The organism is Amycolatopsis sp. NPDC001319 (genome assembly GCF_042896185.1).
In the GTDB taxonomy this organism is placed as follows: domain Bacteria; phylum Actinomycetota; class Actinomycetes; order Mycobacteriales; family Pseudonocardiaceae; genus Amycolatopsis.
The window spans coordinates 116,242-140,743 of the sequence record NZ_JBIAWY010000019.1 but is presented as its reverse complement, the minus strand read 5'-3'; the positions used below and the strand labels follow the sequence as shown (position 1 = coordinate 140,743).

Genomic DNA, 24,502 nt, shown 5'->3' with positions numbered 1-24,502 from the left:
ACGTTCTGCGAGAACGCCGAGCCGGTGTGGCGCTGGCAGTCGTCGCAGTGGCACAGGACGACACCGGTGGGCTCGGCGTCGAAGCGGTAGGTGATGGCGCCGCAGAGGCAGTGGCCGGTGCGGGAAGTGGTGGGGGTCATGGGAAATCTCCTTCTCCCGGCTCGGCGACCGATGCCGGAGTCGCACGTGGACGGTCCCGCGTGGCTGTGCCTCGAGTATTGCGACGGAAGAAGGTCCGAACCTGCCCTTGCCGAACGGGCGGACGCCGTGAGTACCACCGCCGGGGACAGGCTCGTCCCGGGAGAAAGTCCACAGCGGTAGACATCGTCTGTAGACATCAGGCGTAGACTAAGTGGGAGACGGTACCCGCAAGCCCGCGAGCGGGGTGGTTCGTGTCTCGGCAACCGTGAAGGAGAACGTGCCATGTCCCGATCCCACGAGGCTCCTCCGCCGACCGCGCTCGTCCTCGGCGGCGGTGGTCCGGTCGGCGCCGCGTGGATGTCGGCGCTGGTGCACAGGCTGGAGACCGCGGGCCTGCCGCTGTCCGGGTCCGGGGTCGTCGTGGGCACCTCGGCCGGGTCGATCGTCGGTGCGTGGCTGACGATGGAGCCGGCCGGGCTGACGGCGGTGCCGGCGAAGATGCGGGAGCGCGCGGCCTGGCGCGCCCGGAACGTCGCCGCCGGGCAAGGGGACCGGGCGCTGTTCCAGAGCCTCGCCCAGGACACCTCGGAGGGACCCGAGCGGGCGCGGCGGATCGGGCGGCCGCGATCGCCGCGGTGCCGCCGATTTCGGCGGAGCAGGCCGACGAGCTGTGGTCCTGGGCGTTGCCGGCCGGCCCGTGGCCGCGCCGGCTCCGGATCACCGCGGTGAGCACGGACACCGGCCTCGCCCGCGGGTGGTCGACGGCGGACGGGATCTCCGTCGCCGTGGCGGTGGCCTGTTCGTCGGCGGCGCCGGGCGTCGCACCGCCGGTGCGCGTGGCCGGCGCGACCTGGGTCGACCGGGGCGTGCGCTCGGGTACCAACGCCGACCTGGCCGTCGATCCGCAGTGGCACGAAGGCGGTGCCGCGGAGCCGGGCCGGGTGCTCGTGGTGGCGCCGATGCCGTCCGCAAATCTCGCGCGGGAGGAGGCTTTCCTCACCGCACGAGGTCACCGCATACGGGTGATCACGGCGGATCCGTTCTACGAGAAGCCCCACGATCTTGTCGACGCGCGGTTCATCGACGTCGGGGCCGAGGCGGGCGCGCGGCAGGCGGACGGCCTGTCCGACGACCTGCTGACGTGGTGGCACGAGCCCGCGCGCAGCCTCGACTGAAATCCGCGAGATCACCCCAGCACGCAAGGAAGCACGGGATGCCCGACTCTTCGTCTCCCCGCCGTCGCGACGCGGCGGCGAGCCGCGATCGGCTGCTGACCGCCGCCGCCGAGCTGTTCGCCGACCGCGGCTACGACCAGACGACGGCTCGGGACATCGGTGAACGCGCCGGGGTCGACCCGACGATGATCGCGCGCTACTTCGGTGGCAAGGCGCAGCTGTTCATCGCCGTGCTGCGCGCCGAGGGCGAACCGGGCGCGCAGCTCCCCGATGTCCTGGAACCGGCGCGGCTGAAGGACCTGATCGAACGCACGGGTACGCGCGGGCCGGGTCCGATCCTGCAGGCCGCGATCCGGCCCTACGACAACGCGGAAGCCCAGGAGGCCGCGCTCGCGGAACTGGGCCACCGGGTTCTCACCCCGCTGCGCGAGCGGTTCGTGCGCGAGGGTGTGGCGAACCCCGAGCTGCGCGCCGAGGTCCTGTCGGCCGCCTTGATCGGCGTGATCCTCGGCCGGCACGCGGGGACCCTGCCGTACCTCGCGGCCGCCGGTTCCGACGAGTTGTTCGCCCTGGCGCAGGAGATTCTCGGCGGCGAGCCGCGCTGAGGTCCGGAGAGGACAGTGCTCAGACCACCCGGCGCAGCGCGTCGAGGGTGGATTCCGGGGACGTGTTGAAGCAGAAGGTGACGCCGGGGACCAGCTCGACCAGGACGTTGACGAGCCGTTCGAACAGCAGCGTGTGCTCGGCGGCCATGCGCACGCCCGCGCCGATCATCGCCGCGGTGACCGGGTTCGCGGCCACGCAGTCGCGCACCTGCCGCTCCGCCGCGTCGGGGTCGGCCGGGACGTAACACGGCACGAAGTCGAAGCCCGCGTCGCGCACGGCGGCCTCGCCGGCGGTGATGCGGGCAGTGAGGGTGGCCTCGTCGAGGCCGGGGTGGCGGCTGTAGTCGAGGGCGGCAGGGTGCAGGCCGAGCGAGAGGATGGCCACCGGCGGGTCTCCTTTCGGGTGGAGGAGGGCCCTGCCGAGGCTAGCGGCGCGGTGGCCGGCCGGGCGGCGGGCGCCAGTAAAGTACGCCGAATGGAGAACCTACGGCAGCAGATTCTCGCCGAGCTCGGCGTCAAGCCGGTCATCACGCCGAAAGCCGAGATCCGGCAGCGGATCGACTTCCTCAAGGATTACCTGCGCTCCACGCCGGCCAAGGGCTTCGTGCTCGGCATCAGCGGCGGCCAGGACAGCTCGCTGACCGGCCGGCTCTGCCAGCTGGCGAGCGAGGAACTGCGCGAGGAGGGGCACGAGGCCACGTTCGTCGCGGTCCGGTTGCCCTACGGCGTGCAGGCCGACGAGGAAGACGCGCAGATCGCGCTGGAGTTCATCAAGCCCGACCATTCGGTCACGGTGAACGTGAAGCCCGGCGCCGACGCCGTCGCGACGGAGGCCGCGCTCGGGATGAGCGAGCTGCTGGGCCACGCGCCCGGCCTGCGCGACTTCGTGCGCGGCAACATCAAGGCCCGCGAGCGCATGGTGATCCAGTACTCGATCGCCGGGCAGCTGAACCTGCTGGTCGTGGGCACCGACCACGCGGCCGAGGCCGTCACCGGCTTCTTCACCAAGTACGGCGACGGCGGCGTCGACCTCACGCCGCTGACCGGGCTGACCAAGCGCCAGGGCGCCGCGCTGCTGCAGGAGCTGGGCGCGCCGCCGAGCGTCTGGCAGAAGGTGCCGACCGCCGACCTCGAGGACGACCGGCCCGCCCTGCCCGACGAGGTGGCCCTGGGCCTCAAGTACGCCGAGCTCGACGACTACCTGGAAGGCCTCGACGTGACCCCGGCGGTCGCGGAGAAGGTGGAGTCGATCTTCCTCCGGACGCGCCACAAGCGCACCGTGCCGGTCACCCCGCTCGAGGACTGGTGGCGGAGCTGACCCGAGGGTGAACGGCGGCCGGGTCCGTGAACCCGGCCGCCGTCGTCACTTGCCCGCGGGATCCTTCCGGACTTGCGCTTGCAGCGAAGGCCAGTACTGGTACAGCGAGCTCGGGTACTCCTGCCCCGGGAAGTACCGGCGGTACAGCTTGAGGAACGTGCCGTCGTCGACCACGGCGGCGAGCTGCTTGTCGTAGTCGGTCAGGAACCTGTCGAGTCCTTTTCGGACGGCCATCGCCTCCGGCAGCGGGTTCTGCACGGAGACACCGACTTTCAGCCGCCCGGGGTGCTGGGTGAAGACCGTGATGGCCTGCACGGAGCTGACGACGAAGCCGTCGAGGGTGCCGTTGAGGAGCTGGTCGATACCGGTGGCGTTCGTCTGGACGCTCACGACACTGGCCTGCGGCAACGTCTTCGCGGCGAAATCGGCCTGTGCGCTGCCGATGCCGACGCCCACGCGCTTGCCGTTCAGGTCGGCGACGGTCTTGGCCGGGGAATCGGAGCGGACCAGCACGTCGTTGGCGTCCACGTAGAACGGCGTGGTGAAGGCGACGTTGCGCTTGCGTTCCTCGGACATCGTGAGGTCGGCGATCATCATGTCGTACTGGCCGGCGGTGACCAGCGGCAGACCCGCGCCGACGGTGGAGAGCTTGTAGGTGATCTTGAGGCCCATGCGCTTCGCGATGACGTCGTTGAGGTCGATCAGCATCCCGGCCGGCTTGCCGCTCGCGTCGGGTGACACGAACGGCGCGTCGCCCTGCGGCACGCCGGCGGTGATGGTGCCGGGTACCGCCAGGCCGTAGGGGTCCGGGCTCGCGGAACCCCCGCCGCCGCACGCGGAAACGGTCAGCAGCGCGGCCGCGGCGAAGGCGGCGCGGAATCGTCGGCGCATTTCATCTGCCCTTCTGGATCTGGTCTCGGAGCTGGGGCCAGTACGTGAACATCTGCGCCGGGTAGGGCTCGCCGGGGAAGTACTTGTCGTACAGGCGAAGGAAAGTGCCGTCGTCCATCGTGGTCTTGAGCTGATCGCCGTAGGCCTTCTCGAACGCGGTGAGCTTGCGGTTGACCGGCATCGCCGACGCCTGTTCGTGCGGCGCGGAGTAGGCGATCCTGACCCGCCCGGGGTTCTCCTGGAGCACGGTCGGGACCACGGTGGAGGCCAGGACCATCGCGTCGAGATTGCCGTTGAGCAGCTGGGTCACGCCCGCGCTGTTGGTGGGCTGCGAGATGAGGGAGGCGCCGGGGATCTTCGCGGTCACGAAGTCGGCCTGCGCGCTGCCCAGCCCCGCGCCGACGCGTCGACCGGCGAGGTCTCCCGCGCCTTTCACGGCCGAGCCGGTGCGGACCACGACGTCGTCGGAGGCCAGGTAGAACGGCTTGGTGAAGTCGACGCTCTTCCTGCGCTCGGCGGTCGGCAGCATGCCGATCGCGAGCAGGTCGAGCCGCCCGGCCGTGACCAGCGGCAACCCGGCGCTGACGGTGGTCGTCCGGTAGGTGATCTTCAGCCCCATCCGCTGGGCGATCACGTCGTTGAGGTCGACCAGCAGGCCCACCGGCTTGCCGGTCGCGTCGGGGGAGACGAACGGGGCGTCGCCGGCCGTGACGCCCGCGGTGATGGTGCCGGGTTCGGCCAGCCCGTAGCCGTCGGGTTGGCCGCCCGACCCGCACGCGGCGAGCGAGACGAGTGCGGTGGTCGCGATCAGGATCCGCCGGATCCGCAGAGCTGCCGTAGCTCCCTCCAGACACCGGCGCGCGGGCGCGGGCTCGGTGGTCTGGTATTTCTTAGGCTCATAAGACCAGGTTGTCAACTGCCGGGTTCGCCTCCGCGTCTGGTAGACGTCGTGGCATGACAGACCTCATCGACCTGGCCGGCAAAACGGTCATCGTCACCGGCGCCTCCTCGGGAATCGGCGCGTCGACCGCCCGGCGCCTGCACGCGGCGGGCGCGTTCCCCGTGCTCGCCGCCCGCCGCGCCGACCGGCTCGCCGCACTCGGCGACGAGCTCGGCGGCGCCCTCACCGTCCCCACCGACGTGACCGATCCCGCGCAGGTGGCGGCCCTCGTCGACGCCACCCTGGCCCGGCGCGGCCGCATCGACGGCCTGGTCAACAACGCCGGCGCCAGCCTCCACGGCCCCCTCGACCAGGTCGACCCCGCCGCCTTCGGTGCGACGCTGGAACTCAACGTCGTCGGCTTGCTCGCCGTGACGCAGGCCGTCCTGCCCGCCATGCGGCGCCAGGGCTTCGGCCGCATCGTGAACGTCAGCTCCGGCACGACCCGCCGCGTCGCGGTCGGCGTGGGTGCCTACGCGGCGAGCAAGGCGGCCGTGAACATGCTCAGCGCGGTGCTCACGCAGGAGCTCGCCGCCGACGGGATCGCCGTGTCGCTGCTGCTGCCGTCCATCACCGCGACGGAGTTCGCGGACGGCCTGTTCAAGCTCGGCGCTTCGCCGATCCCGGGGATGGTCGTGCAGAGCCCGGACTACGTGGCCGGGGTGATCGTGCGGCTGTTGCGGACGGGGGAGGAGTCGTTCGACATTCCGCACGGGGTGGAACAGCCGGAGATCACCCGCGTGCCCGAATGATCCCGAAGTAGGTCCATTGTGGATGACCGGTCATCCACAATGGACCTACTTCGTCCGCAGGGTCGACGCCCGCACCACCAGCTCCGGAAGGTACGTCACCTGCCGGTGCACGTGTCCCGGGTCCGACGTCTCCTGGATGAGCAGCTCCGCGGCCGTGCGGCCGAGGCGGTGGCGGGGCTGGCGGACGGAAGTGAGGGGCACCGTGGCGGCCGCGGCGAAGTCGATGTCGTCGTAGCCCACGATGGCGAGGTCGGCCGGGACGGAGATGCCCAGCGCCGCGCAGCTGCGCAGGAGGCCGAGGGCGAGCAGGTCGTTGGCGCAGAACGCCGCGGTCGGGCGGGTGGCGGACGGCAGGCCGGCGAGGCGCTGGCCCGCGTTGCTGCCGTCCTCGACGGTGAGCTGGGGAGTGGCCAGGTCGACGAGGTGGTCGGGGCCCAGGCCGGCCGCGAGCAAGGCGCGCAGGGCGCCCTCGCGGCGGTCACGGACCTGGCCGAGCGTGAGCGGGCCGCCGACGAAGGCGATGCGGGTGTGGCCCTGGTCGAGCAGGTGGCGGGCGGCGAGCTCGCCGCCGCGGACGTCGTCGACGGCGACGGAGCAGTGGTCGGTGCCGGGGCGTTTGCGGTCGACGATGACCACCGGCGTGCCCCGGCGCGCGAGCTCGGCGAGGGCGGGGGAGTCCGGGTCGACCGGGGTGATGAGAACGCCCTGCACGCGCTGCTGTTCGAGCCGGCGGAGGTAGGCGGTCTCGCGTTCGACGAGGTTGGCGCTGTTGCACACGAACAGGGACAGGTCGTCCGCGGCGGCCGCGTCCTCCATGCCCGCGGCGACGTCGGTGAAGAACGGATTGCGCCCGTCGAGCATCACGTAGGCGAGTACGCTGCTGTGCCCGGCGCGCAGCTGGCGCGCGGACTCGTTGCGCACGAAGCCCAGCGCCGCCATCGCGGCCTCCACTTTGGCCCGCGTCTTCGGGCTCACGCGCTCGGGCCGGTTGAGCACGTTCGACACCGTGCCGAGCGAGACGCCGGCGGCCGCGGCCACGTCCTTGATCCCGGCCGCGCGGGGTGCGGGGGTCACGACCTCGCTCGAGTCTTCCACTGTCACCCCACCCTGTGTTGAAACGTGACAATCACGGGTCACTGCCTGAAAAACCGCGACAACGTCGAGATATCGCCGTCATTGACTTCCCGTTCGAACGCATAGTAGCGTCACCGCGCCAGGTTTGTGAAACCTTTCAATCCCGGAGGTCGCGATGACGCGGCAGGAGCGCGACCGAGTGCCACTGCTCGAGGTCCGCGGGGTCACGAAGTCGTTCGGCGCGGTCGCGGCGGTCGCGGGCGTTTCCTTCCCCCTCTACGCCGGCGAGGCCCACGCGCTGGTCGGCGAGAACGGCGCGGGCAAGTCCACGATCGTCAAGATGCTGGCCGGTGTGCACCGTCCCGACCAGGGCGAGCTGCTCCTGGACGGCCGGGAAGTGGAGTTCTCCTCACCAGCCGACGCGAAAGCCGCGGGCATCGCGGTGATCTACCAGGAACCGACGTTGTTCCCCGATCTCACGGTCGCCGAGAACATCGTGATGGGCCGCCACCCGCGCGGCCGGCTAGGGATGATCGACCGCTCGGCGATCCGCGCCGAGGCCGAACGGCTCTTCGCCCGCCTCGGCGTGCGCATCGACCCGAACCGCCCGGCGCGCGGGCTGTCCATCGCCGACCAGCAGATCGTGGAGATCGCCAAGGCGCTCAGCGCCGACGCGCGCGTGCTCATCATGGACGAGCCGACCGCCGCGCTGAGCCTGGTCGAGGTCGAGCGCCTGTTCTCCGTGGCCCGGGCGCTGCGTGACGAGGGCGCGGCCATCATGTTCATCTCGCACCGCTTCGAGGAGATCGTCGACCTGTGCCAGCGCGTGACCATCATGCGCGACGGCCGCCACGTCTCCACCGACGCGATGGAAGACGTGACCGTGGACGAGATGGTGCGCCGCATGGTCGGACGTGACCTCGACGCGCTTTTCCCCAAGCAGGACGTGGAACCCGGCGCCGTGGTGCTCGAAGTGGACGGTCTGACGCGCGAGGGCGTGTTCCGCGACGTGTCGTTCTCCGTGCGGGCGGGCGAGATCGTCGCGTTCGCCGGGCTGGTCGGTGCCGGTCGGTCCGAAGTGGTCCAGGCGGTGTTCGGAGTGGACGAACGCGACGCCGGAGTCGTGCGGCTCAACGGGAAGAAGCTCAAGCCCCACTCGCCGCGCGCGGCGATGGCGGCGGGCATGGCACTCGTGCCGGAGGACCGCCGGCAGCAGGGCCTCGTCATGGACCTCTCGATCGAGCGCAACGTGACACTTCCGCGAGCGAGAGCGCTGTCGAAGCTCGGCCTGCTCCTCGGCCCGGGCGAGCGCCGGGAAGCCTTGCGCTGGACCGAACGCCTGCGCACCAAGTACGGCCGCCTCGGCGACGCGGTGGGCACGCTCTCGGGCGGCAACCAGCAGAAAGTGGTGCTGGCCAAGTGGCTCGCGATGGCGCCGCGCGTGCTGATCGTGGACGAGCCGACGCGCGGTATCGACGTCGGCACCAAGGCCGAGGTGCACCGGCTGATGTCCGCGCTGGCGGCCGAAGGCGTGGCGGTGGTGATGGTGTCGTCGGAGCTGCCGGAGGTGCTGGGCATGGCCGACCGGGTGCTGGTGATGCGCGAAGGCCGGATCGTCGCGGAGATCCCGCGCGCCGAGGCCGACGAGAACTCGGTGATGTTCGCGGCGATGGGACAGGGAGCTGTGGCGTGAACGCGACGAAGGTGGCGGCCCCGCCGCCCCGCCAGGCGAGCCCGGGGGCGCGGCGATCGGTGTTCGGAACCGTGTTCAAGGCCCGCGAGTCGGGCATCGTGCTGGCGCTGATCGTGATCGTGGTGTTCACCGCGACGCAGAACTCCCGGTTCCTTTCGGGGCAGAGCATCCGCGACATCCTGCTCGGCACGGCGATCCTCGCGGTGCTGGCCGTCGGGCAGGCCGTCGTGATGATCACGCGCAACATCGACCTGTCCGTCGGGTCCGTGCTCGGTCTGTCGGCCTTCGCCGTCGGCACGATGCTGCGCGACAACCCCGGCCTGCCGGTGATCGTGGCCCTGCTCGCCGGCTTGGTCGTCGGCGCGGCGTGCGGCCTGATCAACGGCGCGGTCGTGCGGTTCGGCCGGGTCCCGGCCCTGGTCGTCACGCTCGGCACGCTGTACGCGTTCCGCGGCGCGGTCTACTTCTGGGCCGGCGGGCAGCAGATCAACGCCGACAAGCTGCCGCGTTCGTTCCTCGACTTCGGAGACGCGTCGGTGCTCGGCATCCCGTGGCTGGTGCTCATCGCGGTGCTCGTGATGGTGATCGCCGGCATCGTGCTGCGCAACTACCGCGGCGGGCGTGAGCTGTACGCCATGGGCTCGAGCCCGCAGGCCGCCCAGCTGGCCGGCATCAAGGTCGGCCGCAACACCACCATCGCGTTCCTCGTCAGCGGAGCGCTGGCCGGCCTCGCCGGGGTGCTCTTCGCCGCCCGGTTCGGCACGGTCGACGCCGCGGCCGGCACGGGGTACGAGCTCAACGTCGTGGCCGCCGCGGTCGTCGGCGGGGTCGCCGTGTTCGGCGGCAGCGGTTCGGTATGGGGCGCGAGCCTCGGCGCGCTCCTGCTGACGGTGATCGGCAGTGCGCTGGCCGTGCTGGACATCGACCAGTTCTGGCAGCAGGCGATCGTCGGCGCCCTGATCCTGCTGGCCATCGGCGCCGACCGGCTGGTCGCCGTGCGGGTCGCCAAGGCACTGAAGAAGAGGGACTCCCATGTCTGACCCCACCACCGCCGCGCGGCGCCCCGCCTGGCTGGCGCGGCTCGCGAGCTGGGACGTCGCCGTCATCGCGATCGCGATCGTGGTCCTGCTCGTCGCGTCGGGCACCATCGACAACTTCGGCACCGGCCGCAACTACACGTTCCTGCTGCTGGACCTGCTGCCGATCGCGTTGATGGCGCTGCCGATGACGTTCATCATCGTCACCGGCGAGATCGACCTGTCGGTGGCGAGCACGCTCGGGCTCACGTCCGCGGTGATGGGCTCGCTGTGGAACTCCGGCCTGACGATCGAGTCGATCATCCCGCTGTGCATCGTGCTCGGCGCGATCCTCGGCGCGGTGAACGGTTTCTTCGTCACGGTGCTGAAGCTGCCGTCGCTCGCCGTCACGATCGGCACCATGGCCCTCTACCGCGGCCTCGCGTTCGTGGTGCTCGGCGACAGCGCGGTGGCCGACTTCCCGCAGTCCTACACCGCCTGGGTCACCGGGACGATCGGCGGCAGCTCGATCCCGAACGTGCTGGTGCCACTGGTGATCCTCGCGATCGTCTTCGGGGTCGTCCTGCACGCCACCCCGATCGGCCGCGGCGTGTTCGCGGCCGGCGCGAGCGACACCGCGGCCCGCTTCGCCGGCATCCGCACCGGGCGCACGAAGTTCTGGCTCTACGTCGTCAGCGGCGCCGTCGCCGGGCTGGCCGGGGTGCTGTGGACGCTGCGCTACTCCAGCGCCCGTGCCGACAACGGCTTCGGCCTGGAGCTGGCCGTGGTGGCTGCGGTGCTGCTCGGCGGCGTCTCGATCTTCGGCGGCAAGGGCACACTGCCCGGCGTGCTCGGCGGGGTGGTGCTGCTTTCGGCGCTGCAGAACGCGTTGCGGCTGCAGGACGTGTCGAACGAGGCGCTCAACATCGTGACCGGCGTGCTGCTGATCATCTCCGTGCTGCTGCCCAACGTCCTGTCCTCCGCCCGTGCCGCGCTGCAGCGGCGCAGGCGGCGATCCCCGTCCCCGAAAGCCGGAGCTCTCGCCGGCGCCGAGCAGTAACCCAGAAAGGTGACGAAGATGTCCCGACGAATCCTGACCGGCGTCGTGTCGCTGGCGAGCGCGGCAGGCCTGGTCCTGAGCCTCACCGCGTGCGGAGGCACCACGAAGAACGACAGCACGGGCTCCGGCCCGGCCGCGTCCACCGCGTCCGCGGACCCGAACGCGGCGAGCAAGACGGGCGTCAAGATGGCGTTCCTGCCCAAGCAGCTCAACAACCCCTACAGCGACATCGAGGTCGGCGGCGGCAAGGCCGCGCTGGACGAGCTCAAGGGCGAGTACAAGCTCGTCGGCCCCAACGACGCCAGCGCGTCCTCACAGGTCAGCTACATCAACACGCTGATCCAGCAGCAGCAGGACGTGATCGGCATCGCCGCCAACGACCCGAACGCGGTGTGCCCGTCGCTCAACCAGGCCCGCAGCGCCGGCATCAAGGTCGTCGCCTTCGACTCCGATGCGGCGAAGAGCTGCCGCGACGTGTTCATCAACCAGGCCAGCACCCAGGGCATCGGCGAGCAGCTCGCGAAGATGGCCAACGAGCTGGCCGGCGGCGAGGGCGAGATCGCGATCCTCTCGGCGACGCCGAACGCGACCAACCAGAACGCGTGGATCGCCGTGCTGCAGAACGAGCTCAAGAAGCCCGAGTACGCGAAGCTGAAGCTGGACAAGATCGCCTACGGCAACGACGACGACCAGAAGTCGTTCCAGGAGGCCCAGGGCCTGCTGCAGTCGTTCCCGAACCTCAAGGTGATCGTGTCGCCGACCACCGTCGGCATCGCGGCCGCGGCCCGCTACGTGAGCTCGTCGAGCTACAAGGGCAAGGTCGCGATCACCGGGCTGGGCACGCCGAACCAGATGCGCGCGTTCGTGAAGGACGGCACGGTCAAGGAGTTCGCGCTGTGGAACCCGGCCGACATCGGCTACCTGGCCGCCTACGCGGGCGTGGCGCTGAGCTCGGGGCAGATCACCGGTACGCAGGGCCAGAAGTTCAAGGCCGGCAAGCTCGGTGAGTACACGATCGGCGCGGACGGCGAGATCGTGCTCGGCCCGCCGACGGTCTTCAACGCCGACAACATCGACAAGTTCAACTTCTGAGGTGCGGCTCCGGCCGGGCCCGCTCGGCCCGGCCGGACCTCCCGAGTCCACAGAGTCCACTGGATCCACTGAGTCCACCGAGGACGGAGATCGTGGCGCGATACTGCTTCCAGCTGCAGGTCCGGCCCGAGCGGATGGCCGAGTACGCCGAACGCCACCGCGCCGTGTGGCCGGAGATGCAGGCGGCCCTGCGCGAGACCGGCTGGCGCAACTACTCGCTCTTCCTGCGTGAGGACGGCCTGCTGATCGGTTACGTCGAGGCCGACGACCTCGCCGCGGCACAGGCCGCGATGGCCGAGACCGAGGTGAACGCCCGGTGGCAGGCCGAGATGGCGCAGTTCTTCACCGGCCTCGACGACCGCGGACCCGACGAGGGGTTCGCCCTGCTCACCGAGGTTTTTCATCTGGACGACGAGCGCGCGAGCGCGTGAGAAGGAAAAGACGTGATCGACTTGCCCGACCTGGCAGCCGTGAAATCCGCTCTGCGGGCGCAGCGGATCGAGACCCCCTCGTGGGCGTTCGCGAACTCCGGCACCCGGTTCAAGGTCTTCGCCCAGGCCGGGGTTCCCCGCACGCCCGAGGAGAAGATCGCCGACGCGGCGACCGTGCACCGTTTCACCGGGGTCGCGCCGACCGTCGCGCTGCACATCCCGTGGGACCGGGTCGACGACTTCGCCGCCCTGCGCTCGTACGCCGAGGACCTCGGCGTGGGGATCGGCGCGATCAACACCAACGTGTTCCAGGACAACGACTACAAGCTCGGCTCGGTCACCAACCCCGACCCCGGCATCCGGCGCAAGGCGACCGACCACCTGCTCGAGGCGATCTCCATCATGGACGCCACCGGCTCGCGGGATCTGAAGCTGTGGTTCTCCGACGGCCTCAACTACCCGGGCCAGGACGACCTGCAGGACCGCCAGGACCGGCTCGCGGCCGCGTTGCGCGAGGCGTACGACCGGCTCGGCGACGACCAGCGGATGCTGCTGGAGTACAAGCTGTTCGAGCCCGCGTTCTACGCCACCGACGTGCCCGACTGGGGCACCTCGTACGCGCACTGCATCGAGCTGGGCGAGAAGGCGACCGTGTGCATCGACACCGGCCACCACGCGCCGGGCACGAACATCGAGTTCATCGTCGCGTTCCTGCTGCGGGCCGGGAAGCTCGGCGCGTTCGACTTCAACTCGCGCTTCTACGCCGACGACGACCTGATGGCCGGCGCCGCCGACCCGTTCCAGCTGTTCCGGATCCTGTACGAGATCGTGCGCGGCGACGCGCTGGACCCGGCCTACGGCATCAACTTCATGCTCGACCAGTGCCACAACATCGAGGCGAAGATCCCCGCGATCATCCGCTCGGTGATGAACGTGCAGGAGGCCACGGCCAAGGCGCTGCTGGTCGACCGCGACGCCCTGCGCGCGGCCCAGCAGTCCGGCGACGTGCTCGGCGCCAACGCCGTGCTCATGGACGCCTACAACACCGACGTGCGGCCGATCCTGGCCGAGGTGCGCGAGGACGCGGGGCTGGACCCGGACCCGGTCGCCGCCTACCACCGCAGCGGCTACCAGCAGAAGATCGAGGCCGAGCGCGCCGACGGGCAGCAGGCCGGATGGGGAGCATGAGCATGACCGTGCCCGAGGAGCTCATCGCCCGCAGCAACGCGCTGGGCGCCGATCCGCGGAACACGAACTACGCCGGCGGCAACACCTCCGCGAAGGGCGAGGTGCTCGACCCGGTCACCGCGAAGCCCGTCGAACTGGTGTGGGTCAAGGGTTCCGGCGGCGACCTCGGCACCCTGAAGGAATCCGGGCTCGCCGTGCTGCGGCTGGACCGGTTGCGCGCGCTCGTCGACGTCTACCCGGGGGTCGAGCGCGAGGACGAGATGGTCGCCGCGTTCGACTACTGCCTGCACGGGCGCGGCGGGGCGGCGCCGTCGATCGACACCGCGATGCACGGTCTCGTCGAGGCGGCGCACGTCGACCACCTGCACCCGGACTCGGGCATCGCGCTGGCCACGGCGGCCGACGGCGCTGCGCTGACGAAGGAGTGCTTCGGCGACCGCGTCGCCTGGGTGGACTGGCGCCGGCCCGGCTTCCAGCTCGGCCTGGACATCGCGGCAGTGAAGGCGGCCAACCCGCAGGCGATCGGCGTGATCCTGGGCGGACACGGGATCACCGCGTGGGGCGCGACTTCCGAGGAGTGCCGGCGGAATTCGCTGGAGATCATCCGCACCGCCGAGAAGTTCCTGGCCGAACGCGGCAAAGCCGAGCCGTTCGGCCCCGTCGTCCCCGGTTTCGAGGGGTTGCCGGAGGATGAGCGCCGCGCGCGGGCCGCGGCGCTGGCGCCGCTGATCCGTGGGCTCGCGTCCACGGATCAGCGCAACGTCGGCCACTACACCGATGCCGACGTGGTGCTGGAGTTCCTTTCGCGGGAGAAGCTCGGGCGGCTCGCCGCGCTGGGCACGTCGTGCCCGGACCACTTCCTGCGCACCAAGGTCCGCCCGCTGGTGGTCGACCTGCCCGCGACCGCGCCGCTGGAGGACGTCGTCGCGCGGCTGAAGGAGCTGCACGCCGAGTACCGCGAGTCCTACCGCGCCTACTACGAGCGGTACGCGACGCCGGACAGCCCGGCGATGCGTGGTGCGGACCCGGCGATCGTGCTGGTGCCCGGCGTCGGCATGTTCTCGTTCGGCAAGGACAAGCAGACCGCGCGGGTGGCGGGGGAGTTCTACGTCAACGCGATCAACGTGATGCGCGGCGCCGAGGCCGTGTCGACGTATGCGCCGATCGCGGAGAGCGAGAAGTTCCGCATCGAGTACTGGGCGCTGGAGGAGGCCAAGCTCAAGCGCCTGCCGAAGCCGAAACCGCTGGCCGGGCGGATCGCGCTGGTCACCGGCGCGGGCTCTGGCATCGGCCGGGCCATCGCCGAACGGCTCGCGGCCGAAGGCGCCTGCGTGGCCATCGCCGATCTCAACACCGAAGCGGCCGAGGAGGTCGCCACCGGCATCGGCGGCACCGACAAGGCCATCGCGGTCACGGCGAACGTGACCGACGCGGCCGGAGTGGCCGCGGCCGTCGACGCGACGGTGCTGGCGTTCGGCGGCCTGGACCTGGTGGTGAACAACGCCGGGCTCTCGATCTCCAAGCCGTTGCTGGAGACGACGGAACGCGACTGGGACCTGCAGCACGACGTGATGGCCAAGGGTTCGTTCCTGGTCTCGCAGGCCGCGGCGAAGGCGATGATCGCCCAGGGCCTCGGTGGCGACGTCGTGTACATCTCGTCGAAGAACGCGGTGTTCGCCGGCCCCAACAACGTCGCCTACGGCGCGGCGAAAGCCGACCAGGCCCACCAGGTCCGGTTGCTCGCGGCCGAGCTGGGCGAGCACGGCATCCGTGTCAACGGCATCAACCCCGACGGCGTCGTCCGCGGCTCCGGCATCTTCGCGGGCGGCTGGGGTGCGCAGCGCGCCGCAGTCTACGGGGTGCCGGAGGAGAAGCTCGGCGAGTTCTACGCCCAGCGCACGATCCTCAAGCGCGAGGTGCTGCCCGCGCACGTCGCCGCCGCGGTGTTCGCGCTGACCGGCGGCGACCTCACCCACACCACCGGCCTGCACATCCCGGTCGACGCCGGGGTCGCCGCGGCCTTCCTCCGCTAGGGAGAGCATTTCATGACCGACACACTCGGGCAGCCCGTCCCGGCAGTGCCCTCTGTGCCGTCCGCTTTGGACCGCATCACCCCGCGCCGCACCCGCGTCGGCCTCGTCGCCGGCGGGCTCGGTGCGTACTGGCCGCAGTTCCCGGACCTGCTGCCGCAGCTGCAGGCCTCGGCGCGCCGGGTCGCGGAGCGGCTGTCGGGAATGGACTGCGAGGTCGTCGACGCCGGGTTCATCTCCGACGCGGCCGAAGGCGCGGCCGCCGCGGAGAAGCTGCGGGTGGCCGACTGCGACCTGATCATCGGCTTCCTCACCACGTACCTGACGTCGAGCATGCTGGTGCCGATCGCGCAGCGCTCGGGCTCGCCGGTGCTGCTGCTGAACCTGCAGCCCACCGAGGCGATGGACCACGCGTCGTTCGACACGGGCGCGTGGCTGGCCTACTGCGGGGCCTGCCCGCTGCCGGAGATGGCCAACGCGTTCCGCCGCGTCGGCGTCGAGTTCCGGTCGGTGTCCGGGTACCTGGAGGACGAACGGGCCTGGGTGAAGATCGCGCGCTGGATCACCGCGGCCGGCGTGCGGGCGGCGTTCCGGCACGGGCGTCACGGCCTGCTCGGGCACCTGTACCCGGGGATGATGGACGTGGCCACCGATCCGACGCTGGTGTCGGCGCAGCTCGGCGGGCACGTCGAGATCCTGGAGGTCGACGACCTGCGCGTGCGCGTGGAGCAGGTCACCGACGCCGAGACGGCGGCCCGGATGGCCCTCGCCCGCGAAGTGTTCACCGTGGACGATTCGGTCGTCGAGGAGGACTTCGCCTGGGGCGCCAAGGTTTCGGTGGCGCTGGACCGCCTCGTCGGGGACTTCGGGCTGGACTCGCTCGCGTACTACCACCGCGGGCTCGACGGGGAGACCCACGAGCGCGTCGGAGCCGGGTTTATCCTCGGCGCCTCGCTGCTCACGGCCCGCGGCGTGCCCACGGTCGGCGAGTACGAGCTGCGGGCGTCGCTCGCGATGCTGCTGATGGACCGGCTCGGTGCCGGCGGTTCGTTCACCGAGCTGCAGGCGCTGAACTTCCGCGACAACGTCGTGGAGATGGGCCACGACGGCCCGGCGCACCTGGCGATCAGCGCGCGCAAGCCGCTGCTGCGCGGGCTCGGCGTCTACCACGGCAAGCGGGGCTGGGGCGTGTCCGTCGAGTTCGACGTGCAGCACGGCCCGGTGACGTTGTGCGGCCTCGGCCAGCTGCGCGACGGCACGTTCGTGCTCGTCGCGTCCGAAGGCGAGGTCGTTCCGGGGCCGCTGCTGCAGATCGGGAACACGACCTCGCGGGTGGACTTCGGCTGCGACCCCGGCGAGTGGACCGACGCGTGGTCGGCCACCGGCGTGAACCACCACTGGGCGCTGGGGACCGGCCACCGCGTCGCCGAGCTGAAGGCGGTGGCGGACCTGCTGGGACTCGGGCTGACCGTGGTGTCCGGCTGATGGATGTGCGGGTGCTGCGCCTGGCCGCCGTCGATCTCGGCGCGACGAGCGGGCGGGTGATGGCCGGGACGGTCGGGCCCGGGCGGCTCGACCTGGAAGAGGTGCGCCGCTTTCCGAATGGCGGCGTCCGGGTCGCCGGTGCCACCGGCTCCACCCTGCACTGGGACGTGCTCGGGCTCTACCGCGAGGTGCTGGCCGGGCTCGGCGCCGCCGGCGCGGTGGCGGGCGTCGGCATCGACTCGTGGGCGGTCGACTACGGCCTCCTCGACGCCGACGGCCGGCTGCTCGCCAACCCCGTGCACTACCGGGACTCCCGCACCGACGGCGTGGCGGAGTTCGTGCACCGGACGATCCCCGCGGCGGAGCTGTTCGCCGTCACCGGCTTGCAGGAGCTGCCGTTCAACACGCTCTACCAGCTGGTGTCCGAAGGCGACCGGCTGGCGGCGGCCGAGAAGATGCTGCTGATCCCGGACCTGCTCGGCTACTGGCTGGCCGGGAGCGTCGGCGCCGAGCGCACCAACGTGTCCACCACGCAGCTCTACGACGTGCGTGAGCGGACCTGGGCGGGTGGCCTCGCCGAGCGGGCCGGCATCCCGGCACGGCTGCTGCCCCCGTTGCGCGAGCCGGGCGACCGGATCGGGACGCTGCTGCCGGCGTTGGCCGAGGAGCTCGGGAAGCCGGAGCTGCCGGTGATCGCCGTCGGTTCGCACGACACGGCGTCGGCGGTCGTGGCGGTGCCCGCCGAGCCCGGTGCGAACTTCGCCTACATCTCCTCCGGCACGTGGTCGCTGGTCGGGCTGGAGCTCGACGAACCGCAGCTCGGTGCGGCGGCGCTGGCGGCCAATTTCACCAACGAGACCGGCGTCGACGGCAAGATCCGCTTCCTGCGCAACGTGATGGGCCTGTGGGTGCTCACCGAGACCCTGCGGACCTGGGCCGCGCGCGGCGAGCCCGCGGACCTGGCGACGGTGCTCGCGGAGGCGGCCGCCGCACCGCCCCTGGCGGCCGTCGTGGACCTCGACACCCCCGAGTTCCTCCCGCCCGGAGACATGCCCGCGCGCATCGCCGCCGCGTGCCGCGGAACCGGGCAGCGGCCGCCGCGGAGCCGGGGCGAGCTCGTGCGGTGCATTGTGGACAGTCTCGCGCTCGCGTACCGCCGCGCGGTCCGGCAGGCCGCACAGGTCACGGGCCGTCCGGTCGACGTGGTGCACGTCGTCGGCGGTGGCGCCCGCAACGAGCTGCTGTGCCGCCTGACGGCCGACGCGTGCGGCGTGCCGGTGCTGGCCGGGCCGGTCGAGGCGGCGGCGCTGGGCAACGTCCTCGTGCAGGCGCGGGCCCTCGGTGCCGGCCTGCCGGACCTCGCGGCCATGCGTAGGCTGATCCGCGAGACCCAGCCGCTGCGGCGTTACCAGCCGGGCGGCGGGAACTGGGCTGCCGCCGAGGCGCGGCTGAGCGGAGCGGGGGTGGTGGCGTGAAGGTCGCCGTGCTCGTGACGTGCATCAACGACACGATGTTCCCCGACACCGGCAAGGCGGTGTTCCGGCTGCTGCGGCGCCTCGGCGTCGACGCGGACTTCCCGGAAGCGCAGACCTGCTGCGGCCAGCCGATGGTCAACACCGGCTACCTCGACGAGGCCGTGCCCGTGGTGCGCGCCTTCACCGACGCCTTCGCCGGCTACGACTGCATCGTCACGCCGTCCGGATCCTGCGCGGGTTCGGCGCGCCACCAGCACTCGCTCGTCGCGCGCCGCGCGGGGGAGCCGCGGCTGGCGGAGGCCGGGCCGAAGGTCTACGAGCTCAGCGAGTTCCTGGTCGACGTGCTCGGCGTGACCGACGTGGACGCCTACTTCCCGCACCGCGTGACGTATCACCCGACGTGCCACTCGCTGCGCATGCTCGGCGTCGGCGACAAGCCGTTGCAGCTGTTGCGCAACGTGCGCGGGCTCGACCTCGTGGAACTGCCCGCTGCCGAGGAGTGCTGCGGGTTCGGCGGGACGTTCGCGGTGAAAAACGCCGAGACGTCCACCGCGATGGGCGCGGACAAGGCCCGCCACGTCCGCGACACCGGCGCGGAAGTCCTCGTGGCGGGCGACAACTCGTGCCTGCTGCACATCGGCGGCCTGCTCTCGCGCGAGCGCTCCGGCGTGCGGGTGCTGCATCTGGCCGACGTACTGGCTTCGACCGAGGAGGACGCGTGAGTGCCACGTTCGTCGGCATGCCGGCGTTCCCGACGGCCGCGCGCGAGGCCCTCGCCGACAGCCAGCTGCGCCGCAACCTCGCCCACGCCACCGGCACGATCCGCGCCAAGCGCGCGGCCGTCGTCGGCGAGGTGGACGAATGGGAAGAACTGCGGCTGGCGGGCGCGGCGATCAAGGACAACACGCTGCGGCACCTCGACGAGCACCTGCTGACGCTGGAAGCGGCGTTGCAGTCCCGCGGCGCGACCGTGCACTGGGCCCGCGACGCGCGGGAGGCGTGCGACATCGTGGCCCGGATCGCCCACGGCCACGGCGTCGGCGAGGTCGTGAAGGTCAAGTCCATGGCCACGCAGGAGATCGGGCTCAACGAGGCGCTCGCCGAGCAGGGCATCACCGCGTGGGAGACCGACCTCGCGGAGCTGATCGTGCAGCTCGGCGACGACCTGCCCAGCCACATTCTGGTGCCCGCGATCCACCGCAACCGCGCGGAGATCCGCGAGATCTTCCGCCGTCGGATGGCCGCCGCGGGCCGGCCGGCACCCGAGGACCTGACCGACGAACCGGCCGAGCTGGCAGGTGCGGCGCGGCTGCACCTGCGCGAGAAGTTCCTGCGCGCCAAGATGGCCGTCTCCGGCGCGAACTTCGCGGTCGCCGACACCGGGACACTGGTCGTGGTCGAGTCCGAGGGCAACGGCCGCATGTGCCTGACGCTGCCCGAGGTGCTGGTTTCGGTGGTGGGCATCGAAAAGGTCGTGCCGACCTGGTCCGATCTGGACGTGTTCCTCCAGCTGCTGCCGCGCTCCAGCACGGGCGAGCGCATGAACCCCTACACCTCCACGTGGTCGGGGCTCACGCCCGGCGACGGGCCGCAGGAAATGCACGTGGTGCTGCTCGACAACGGCCGCACGCGAGCGCTGGCCGACGAGGTCGGGCGGCAGGCGCTGCGCTGCATCCGCTGCTCGGCGTGCCTCAACGTGTGCCCGGTCTACGAACGCACCGGCGGCCACGCCTACGGCTCGGTCTACCCGGGCCCGATCGGCGCGATCCTCAACCCGCTGCTCAAAGGCGTCGGCGTCGACGAGCAGACCGATTCGCTGCCGTACGCCTCCAGCCTGTGCGGCGCCTGCTTCGAAGCCTGCCCGGTCCGCATCGACATCCCCGAAGTGCTGGTCCACCTGCGCTCCCAGGTCGTGGACGCCCACCGCGGCGGCGCGCCGAAACCCGAAGCCGTGGCGATGAAAACCGCGTCCTGGGTGCTGTCGGACGCGCGGCGGCTCACCCTCGCCGAACGCGGGATGGGTGCGGCGGGCAAGGCGTTGAACCGGTTCGGCCGCGCGGTTCTGCCCGGCGGCCGGCGCGCGGTGCGGCGGCTGCCGTGGCCCGCCTCGCTGTGGACCGGCGCCCGTGACCTGCCCGCGCCGCCGCCGGAGTCCTTCCGCGCTTGGTGGCGCCGGACGGGCCGCCGATGAGCGCGCGCGACGAGATCCTCGCGGCCGTCCGCGGTGCCTTGCGCGAGGCCGACCGCGCCGAGACGCCCGTGCCTCGTGGCTACCGCAGCGCGCCCCCGCCCACGGACGTGGTTTCGCTGTTCGCCGAACGCGTGGTCGACTACCGCGCCACGCTGAGCCGGTGCGCGCCGGCCGACTTGGCCGACACTGTCCGCGCCGCGCTGGGGCCGGCTGAAAACATCCTGGTTCCGGACGGTTTCCCCGTCGACCTCGGCGGAACTCCGGACGCCGAGGACCTCGACTCCTGCGACGCCGTGGTCACCACGGCGGCCGTCGGGATCGCGCGCACCGGCACGCTCGTGCTCGACCACGGCCCGGGCCAGGGCCGCCGCGCACTCAGCCTGGTGCCGGACGTGCACGTGTGCGTCGTCCGGGAGGACCAGATCGTGCCGGGTGTGCCCGAGGCCGTCGCGCTGCTGGACCCGAACCGGCCGCAGACGTGGATCAGCGGTCCCAGTGCCACGAGCGACATCGAGCTGAACCGCGTCGAAGGCGTGCACGGGCCGCGGACCCTGCACGTGGTGCTCGTCGGTTCGTGACACGCCGAGCGAGTTGGTGACGGCCGAAGCGCTATGGCACGATTGTCCACCTGAGTTCCGCGGCATCCGGGCAACACCGCGGCGAAAGCGGTGGTGGCGATGACGGTGCCACGAGTGGTCCTGGCCGAGGACGACGTACTGCTGCGCGAAGGCCTGGCGAGCCTGCTCGACCGCTCGGGGTTCGCCGTGGCCGGTCAGGCCGGAGACGCGACGGCGCTGCTCGATCTCGTGCGGGAGCACCGCCCCGACCTGGTCCTGGTCGACGTCCGGATGCCCCCGACCCACACCGTCGAGGGGCTCGAGGCCGCGCGCACCATCCGTGAGGAGCTCCCCGAGATCGGCATCCTGGTCCTCTCAGCCCACGCCGACGTCGACCACGCGATGGAGCTGCTGGCCGGCGGCCGCGGCATCGGCTACCTGCTCAAGAGCCGGGTCGCCGACGTGGGGGAGTTCCTCGACACGCTCCGGCGGATCGCCAAGGGCGGCTCGGTCGTCGAGCCGGCGCTGGTGCAGGAGCTCGTCGAGGCCCGCCACCGCAACGACCCGCTGGCCGCGCTGAGCGCCCGGGAACGCGAGGTGCTGGGCCTGATGGCCGAAGGCCGCTCCAACGCCGGGATCGCGCGCCGGCTCTGGGTCACCGAAGGCACCGTGGAGAAGCACGTCCGCAGCGTGCTGGCCAAGCTCGACCTGCCGGAGACCACCGACGACCACCGCCGCGTGCTCGCGGTGCTGGCCTACCTCGACAACCGCTAGCCGGCCGCGCCGAGCAGGCCGCGGATCGCCCCCGCGGACAGGATGGCTTTGGGCAGGAACCCCACCGCGGGACCTTCCGCGATCACGTCGTGGTAGTCCTCTTCCTCGTGGGTCGAGATCACGATGATGTCCGACGAGCCCCCGGCGTCCGTGTGCGCCAGGCGCACCACGAGGTCGAGGCCGCTTTCCCCGCCGAGGTCGATGTCGACCAGCACGACATCGGGTCGCAGCTCCGCGACGGACCGCAATGCTTCCGCCCCGCCCCGGGCCACCCCCGCGACCGTGACTCCCTCACGCTCCAGCAGCCGACGAGCCGCGGCCAGGAAACCCGGACTGTCGTCGACGATCAGGCACCGCACGTGTTCACCCTCCCAGAACCGCGCAGCGCGCGCATTCCCGCTAACCGGTACGGCCACGGCCGGTCACCCCGTCCGCATACACCTCGTCGAGCTGGTGCAACCGGATGCGCCGCAGCGCCTCCGAGAACGTGCAGGCGCCGTACCAGAACCAGCCGCAGGCGTCGCAGTGGCTGTGCCAGCGCCCGCACCGGGTGCAGTACCTGTTGCTCGCGTGGTGGTGGACTGTCATGACCGGACTTCTTCCCGAGGAACCTTCTTTGCCCCCCGCCTGGTCACCCAGTGTGGTACCCCGACCGGGTCGCCGTCGTCACGGCGAGCGGGAATTCCCGGGCCCGGCCAGTGGGTAGCTCACCTACCGGCTGGCCGGTACGCCTGCTCAGCCGGCCCGCCCGACCAGCGGGAACTCGGCGCGAAGCACCGTGCCGTCGCCGGGCGGGCTGTGGAGGAAGATCCGCCCGCCGAGCGCCTCCACGCGGTCCTTCAGCCCGGCCAGCCCGGTGCCGCGGGCGAAGTCGGCGCCGCCTGCGCCGTCGTCGCGCACGGCGATGCGCAGCGCGTCGGCGCGGGTCTCGACGACGACGGTGATCGCGGTGGCCTGCGCGTGCTTGGCCGCGTTCGTGAGTGCCTCGGCGACGACGTAGTACGCGCCGACCTCGATCGGCTCCGGCAGCCGTCCGTCGGCGCGGACGTCGAGCTCGACGTTCTGCGGCGCGCGTCGGGCGAGGGCCTTGAGCGCGGGCACGAGCCCGAGCTCGGCCAGCAGCGCCGGGTGGATGCCGCGGGCCATCTCGCGCAGCTCGTCCAGCGCGTCGGACAGTCCGTCGGCGATGCGATCGAGCTCGCCGCGGGCCTCGAGGGCCTCGTCGGGGATCAGCGCCTGCACCGCGCGCACCTGGAGGGCGAGCGAGACGAGCTGCTGCTGGGCGCCGTCGTGCAGGTTGCGTTCGATGCGCCGGCGGGTCCGGTCGGCGGTGGCGACGATGCGTGCGCGGGAGGCCTGGAGCTCGGCGCGGGCCTCGGCGTTCTCGACCGCGGTGGCGACAAGCTCGGTGAAGCTGGCGATCTGCGCCTCGGTGTTGTCGGGGAAGCGCTCGGCGCTCTTCGTCGACGCCGCGATCACGCCCCACAGCCGGCCGGACACCGTGATCGGGCAGCCGACCGACGAGCGGATGCCCAGGCTGCGGGCTTCGCGCGCGATCGCGCCCGTCTCGCCGGCGAAGCTCGCGAGCCGCACCGGCCGCCCGGTGGTGCGCACGTCGCGCGCGACGCTGAGCCCGTCGAGCTCGATCTTCGTGCCGACGGCGAGGTGCACGGGCACGCGGCTCCACGCGGCGACACCCGTCACCGTGCCGTCCACTTCGTACCGTTCCATGCGGGCCAGGTCGGCGTCGCAGAGCAGGCCGACCTCCCGCGTCACGGCTTCGAAGACCTCCGGCGGCGACACCGATCTCGCGACGAGCGTCGCGACCCGGCGCAGGGCCGACTGCTCGGCGGTGAGGCGTTCGGAGATCAGGGCCGTGCGCTGCAGTTGCGCCGCGAGGGTCCCCACCACCACCGCGGTGATGAGGAAAACCCCCAGTGCGACCGCGTTCTGGGCGTCGACGAACTGCAGCGAAAACGGCGGCGGGGCGAACAGGACCGCGTAGACACCGACGCTCAGCAACGAGGTGCCCACGGCCAGCGCGGTTCCCCAGATCACGGCGACCGGCAGCACCACGACGAGGTACAACATCAGCAGGGACACGGAGTCCACATGCGGCTCGAGCAGCAGCGCCACACCCGTGACGACGGCGACCGCGACCACGGCGGCGAGCGCGCCGCTGGAGCGCCGCCGCATGCGCTCTCCGGTCCGGCGACGCTGCACCATCGTTTCGTCGGACACGCGCAACACCCGTCCCGAGAATAGGCGCCGCCCGCGCGGACAGCCAGCCCCCGGCCCGCGGGTGAAAGTCCCGGTAGCGGGGGCGAGGGACTCCAGGTGGCAGGAATGCGGACCACAGCCGGTCGCGGCGATCCTGTGAGGACTCGAAAGCCATGGCGGTAGCCGGCATCGGGTCGTCAAGATGCCGCCCGCCCCCCGAGTTCTCCTCCGGATCGGAAGGTGGAAGCGTGATGCGCCAGCACGGCTTGCCCGACCGGGGACGCACGGCCGCCCTCCGCCGCGTCCCGGCCGGACCTCGGCAGCGGATGCGTTCGGGCCGGCTGCCGCGAGGCAGCGCCACGGCCGTGCTCGGTGCTCGGGGCCGCACGGATGC

At 71.7% G+C, this 24,502-nt stretch carries 25 protein-coding genes; 18 read left to right on the top strand and 7 right to left on the bottom strand.

The window, feature by feature from the left end:
- Window positions 1-423: 423 nt before the first annotated feature.
- The 3 genes from ACFY1H_RS45110 to ACFY1H_RS45100 are packed head-to-tail and all read left to right on the top strand — an operon-like array spanning window position 424 to window position 1,921.
- On the top strand, window positions 424-870 hold the full coding sequence (locus tag ACFY1H_RS45110) for a hypothetical protein (RefSeq protein ID WP_386956220.1): 447 nt from the start codon (window positions 424-426) through the stop codon (window positions 868-870).
- Window positions 867-1,316, top strand: coding sequence for a hypothetical protein (locus tag ACFY1H_RS45105; protein ID WP_386956219.1), 450 nt, complete (start codon window positions 867-869; stop codon window positions 1,314-1,316). Before ACFY1H_RS45110 ends, ACFY1H_RS45105 begins: the two co-directional genes overlap by 4 nt.
- A gap of 38 nt (window positions 1,317-1,354) precedes the next feature.
- A complete protein-coding gene (locus ACFY1H_RS45100; RefSeq protein ID WP_386956218.1) occupies window positions 1,355-1,921 on the top strand; it encodes a TetR/AcrR family transcriptional regulator in 567 nt (188 codons plus the stop codon).
- 19 nt (window positions 1,922-1,940) lie between these two features.
- Here the strand turns inward: ACFY1H_RS45100 and ACFY1H_RS45095 are convergent, their stop codons facing one another.
- On the bottom strand, window positions 1,941-2,306 hold the full coding sequence (locus ACFY1H_RS45095; protein ID WP_366589019.1) for a hypothetical protein: 366 nt from the start codon (window positions 2,304-2,306) through the stop codon (window positions 1,941-1,943).
- 90 nt (window positions 2,307-2,396) lie between these two features.
- On the opposite strand from ACFY1H_RS45095, the gene nadE reads away from it, so the two are divergent.
- Window positions 2,397-3,239, top strand: a complete 843-nt coding sequence (nadE, locus tag ACFY1H_RS45090; RefSeq protein ID WP_366589022.1) for an ammonia-dependent NAD(+) synthetase — start codon at window positions 2,397-2,399, stop codon at window positions 3,237-3,239.
- A gap of 45 nt (window positions 3,240-3,284) precedes the next feature.
- Here the strand turns inward: nadE and ACFY1H_RS45085 are convergent, their stop codons facing one another.
- Together ACFY1H_RS45085 and ACFY1H_RS45080 are read right to left on the bottom strand one after the other, a co-directional pair.
- Window positions 3,285-4,130: a substrate-binding periplasmic protein gene (locus ACFY1H_RS45085; RefSeq protein ID WP_386956217.1), complete on the bottom strand. Its 846-nt coding sequence runs from the start codon at window positions 4,128-4,130 to the stop codon at window positions 3,285-3,287.
- Between the two features lies 1 nt (window position 4,131).
- Window positions 4,132-5,046 (bottom strand): substrate-binding periplasmic protein, encoded by a 915-nt coding sequence (locus ACFY1H_RS45080; RefSeq protein ID WP_386956216.1) that lies wholly within the window; start codon window positions 5,044-5,046, stop codon window positions 4,132-4,134.
- 38 nt (window positions 5,047-5,084) lie between these two features.
- Here ACFY1H_RS45080 and ACFY1H_RS45075 point away from each other — a divergent pair, with 38 nt between their 5' ends.
- The gene (locus ACFY1H_RS45075) at window positions 5,085-5,822 is read left to right on the top strand and encodes an SDR family oxidoreductase (RefSeq protein WP_386956215.1); all 738 of its coding nucleotides are present in this window, start codon (window positions 5,085-5,087) and stop codon (window positions 5,820-5,822) included.
- A gap of 45 nt (window positions 5,823-5,867) precedes the next feature.
- On the opposite strand, the gene ACFY1H_RS45070 is transcribed toward ACFY1H_RS45075, so the two are convergent.
- Window positions 5,868-6,869 carry a LacI family DNA-binding transcriptional regulator gene (locus ACFY1H_RS45070; RefSeq protein WP_386956221.1) on the bottom strand — a complete coding sequence of 334 codons (1,002 nt, stop codon included), beginning with the start codon at window positions 6,867-6,869 and terminating at the stop codon, window positions 5,868-5,870.
- A gap of 202 nt (window positions 6,870-7,071) precedes the next feature.
- On the opposite strand from ACFY1H_RS45070, the gene ACFY1H_RS45065 reads away from it, so the two are divergent.
- The 13 genes from ACFY1H_RS45065 to ACFY1H_RS45005 all read left to right on the top strand — a co-directional run bounded on the left by ACFY1H_RS45065 (window position 7,072) and on the right by ACFY1H_RS45005 (window position 21,888).
- On the top strand, window positions 7,072-8,589 hold the full coding sequence (locus tag ACFY1H_RS45065) for a sugar ABC transporter ATP-binding protein (protein WP_366589031.1): 1,518 nt from the start codon (window positions 7,072-7,074) through the stop codon (window positions 8,587-8,589).
- A complete protein-coding gene (locus tag ACFY1H_RS45060) occupies window positions 8,586-9,629 on the top strand; it encodes an ABC transporter permease (RefSeq protein WP_386956214.1) in 1,044 nt (347 codons plus the stop codon). Before ACFY1H_RS45065 ends, ACFY1H_RS45060 begins: the two co-directional genes overlap by 4 nt.
- Window positions 9,622-10,665, top strand: coding sequence for an ABC transporter permease (locus tag ACFY1H_RS45055; RefSeq protein WP_386956213.1), 1,044 nt, complete (start codon window positions 9,622-9,624; stop codon window positions 10,663-10,665). The genes ACFY1H_RS45060 and ACFY1H_RS45055 overlap by 8 nt, the downstream gene beginning before the upstream one ends.
- An 18-nt stretch (window positions 10,666-10,683) precedes the next feature.
- Window positions 10,684-11,757: a rhamnose ABC transporter substrate-binding protein gene (rhaS, locus tag ACFY1H_RS45050; RefSeq protein WP_366589037.1), complete on the top strand. Its 1,074-nt coding sequence runs from the start codon at window positions 10,684-10,686 to the stop codon at window positions 11,755-11,757.
- Between the two features lie 92 nt (window positions 11,758-11,849).
- Complete coding sequence (locus ACFY1H_RS45045; protein WP_366589040.1) at window positions 11,850-12,188, top strand: L-rhamnose mutarotase; 339 nt, start codon at window positions 11,850-11,852, stop codon at window positions 12,186-12,188.
- A 12-nt stretch (window positions 12,189-12,200) separates the two neighbouring features.
- Window positions 12,201-13,376, top strand: a complete 1,176-nt coding sequence (gene rhaI, locus ACFY1H_RS45040) for an L-rhamnose isomerase (protein ID WP_386956211.1) — start codon at window positions 12,201-12,203, stop codon at window positions 13,374-13,376.
- A gap of 2 nt (window positions 13,377-13,378) precedes the next feature.
- Window positions 13,379-15,409: a bifunctional aldolase/short-chain dehydrogenase gene (locus ACFY1H_RS45035; protein WP_386956210.1), complete on the top strand. Its 2,031-nt coding sequence runs from the start codon at window positions 13,379-13,381 to the stop codon at window positions 15,407-15,409.
- 12 nt (window positions 15,410-15,421) lie between these two features.
- Window positions 15,422-16,891, top strand: coding sequence for an arabinose isomerase (locus ACFY1H_RS45030; protein ID WP_386956209.1), 1,470 nt, complete (start codon window positions 15,422-15,424; stop codon window positions 16,889-16,891).
- Complete coding sequence (locus ACFY1H_RS45025; protein ID WP_386956208.1) at window positions 16,891-18,366, top strand: rhamnulokinase family protein; 1,476 nt, start codon at window positions 16,891-16,893, stop codon at window positions 18,364-18,366. Before ACFY1H_RS45030 ends, ACFY1H_RS45025 begins: the two co-directional genes overlap by 1 nt.
- Window positions 18,363-19,088, top strand: a complete 726-nt coding sequence (locus ACFY1H_RS45020) for a (Fe-S)-binding protein (protein ID WP_386956207.1) — start codon at window positions 18,363-18,365, stop codon at window positions 19,086-19,088. The genes ACFY1H_RS45025 and ACFY1H_RS45020 overlap by 4 nt, the downstream gene beginning before the upstream one ends.
- Before the next feature lie 17 nt (window positions 19,089-19,105).
- Complete coding sequence (locus ACFY1H_RS45015) at window positions 19,106-20,557, top strand: lactate utilization protein B (protein WP_366589117.1); 1,452 nt, start codon at window positions 19,106-19,108, stop codon at window positions 20,555-20,557.
- Window positions 20,554-21,135: a lactate utilization protein C gene (locus tag ACFY1H_RS45010; RefSeq protein WP_386956206.1), complete on the top strand. Its 582-nt coding sequence runs from the start codon at window positions 20,554-20,556 to the stop codon at window positions 21,133-21,135. Before ACFY1H_RS45015 ends, ACFY1H_RS45010 begins: the two co-directional genes overlap by 4 nt.
- 99 nt (window positions 21,136-21,234) lie before the next feature.
- Window positions 21,235-21,888 carry a response regulator transcription factor gene (locus ACFY1H_RS45005; protein WP_285967331.1) on the top strand — a complete coding sequence of 218 codons (654 nt, stop codon included), beginning with the start codon at window positions 21,235-21,237 and terminating at the stop codon, window positions 21,886-21,888.
- On the opposite strand, the gene ACFY1H_RS45000 is transcribed toward ACFY1H_RS45005, so the two are convergent.
- The 3 genes from ACFY1H_RS45000 to ACFY1H_RS44990 all read right to left on the bottom strand — a co-directional run bounded on the left by ACFY1H_RS45000 (window position 21,885) and on the right by ACFY1H_RS44990 (window position 24,129).
- Complete coding sequence (locus ACFY1H_RS45000) at window positions 21,885-22,247, bottom strand: response regulator (RefSeq protein ID WP_386956205.1); 363 nt, start codon at window positions 22,245-22,247, stop codon at window positions 21,885-21,887. The genes ACFY1H_RS45005 and ACFY1H_RS45000 overlap by 4 nt on opposite strands.
- A gap of 40 nt (window positions 22,248-22,287) precedes the next feature.
- Window positions 22,288-22,476: a hypothetical protein gene (locus ACFY1H_RS44995; RefSeq protein ID WP_366589059.1), complete on the bottom strand. Its 189-nt coding sequence runs from the start codon at window positions 22,474-22,476 to the stop codon at window positions 22,288-22,290.
- A gap of 147 nt (window positions 22,477-22,623) precedes the next feature.
- A complete protein-coding gene (locus tag ACFY1H_RS44990; RefSeq protein WP_386956204.1) occupies window positions 22,624-24,129 on the bottom strand; it encodes a DUF4118 domain-containing protein in 1,506 nt (501 codons plus the stop codon).
- Between the last annotated feature and the right edge of the window lie 373 nt (window positions 24,130-24,502).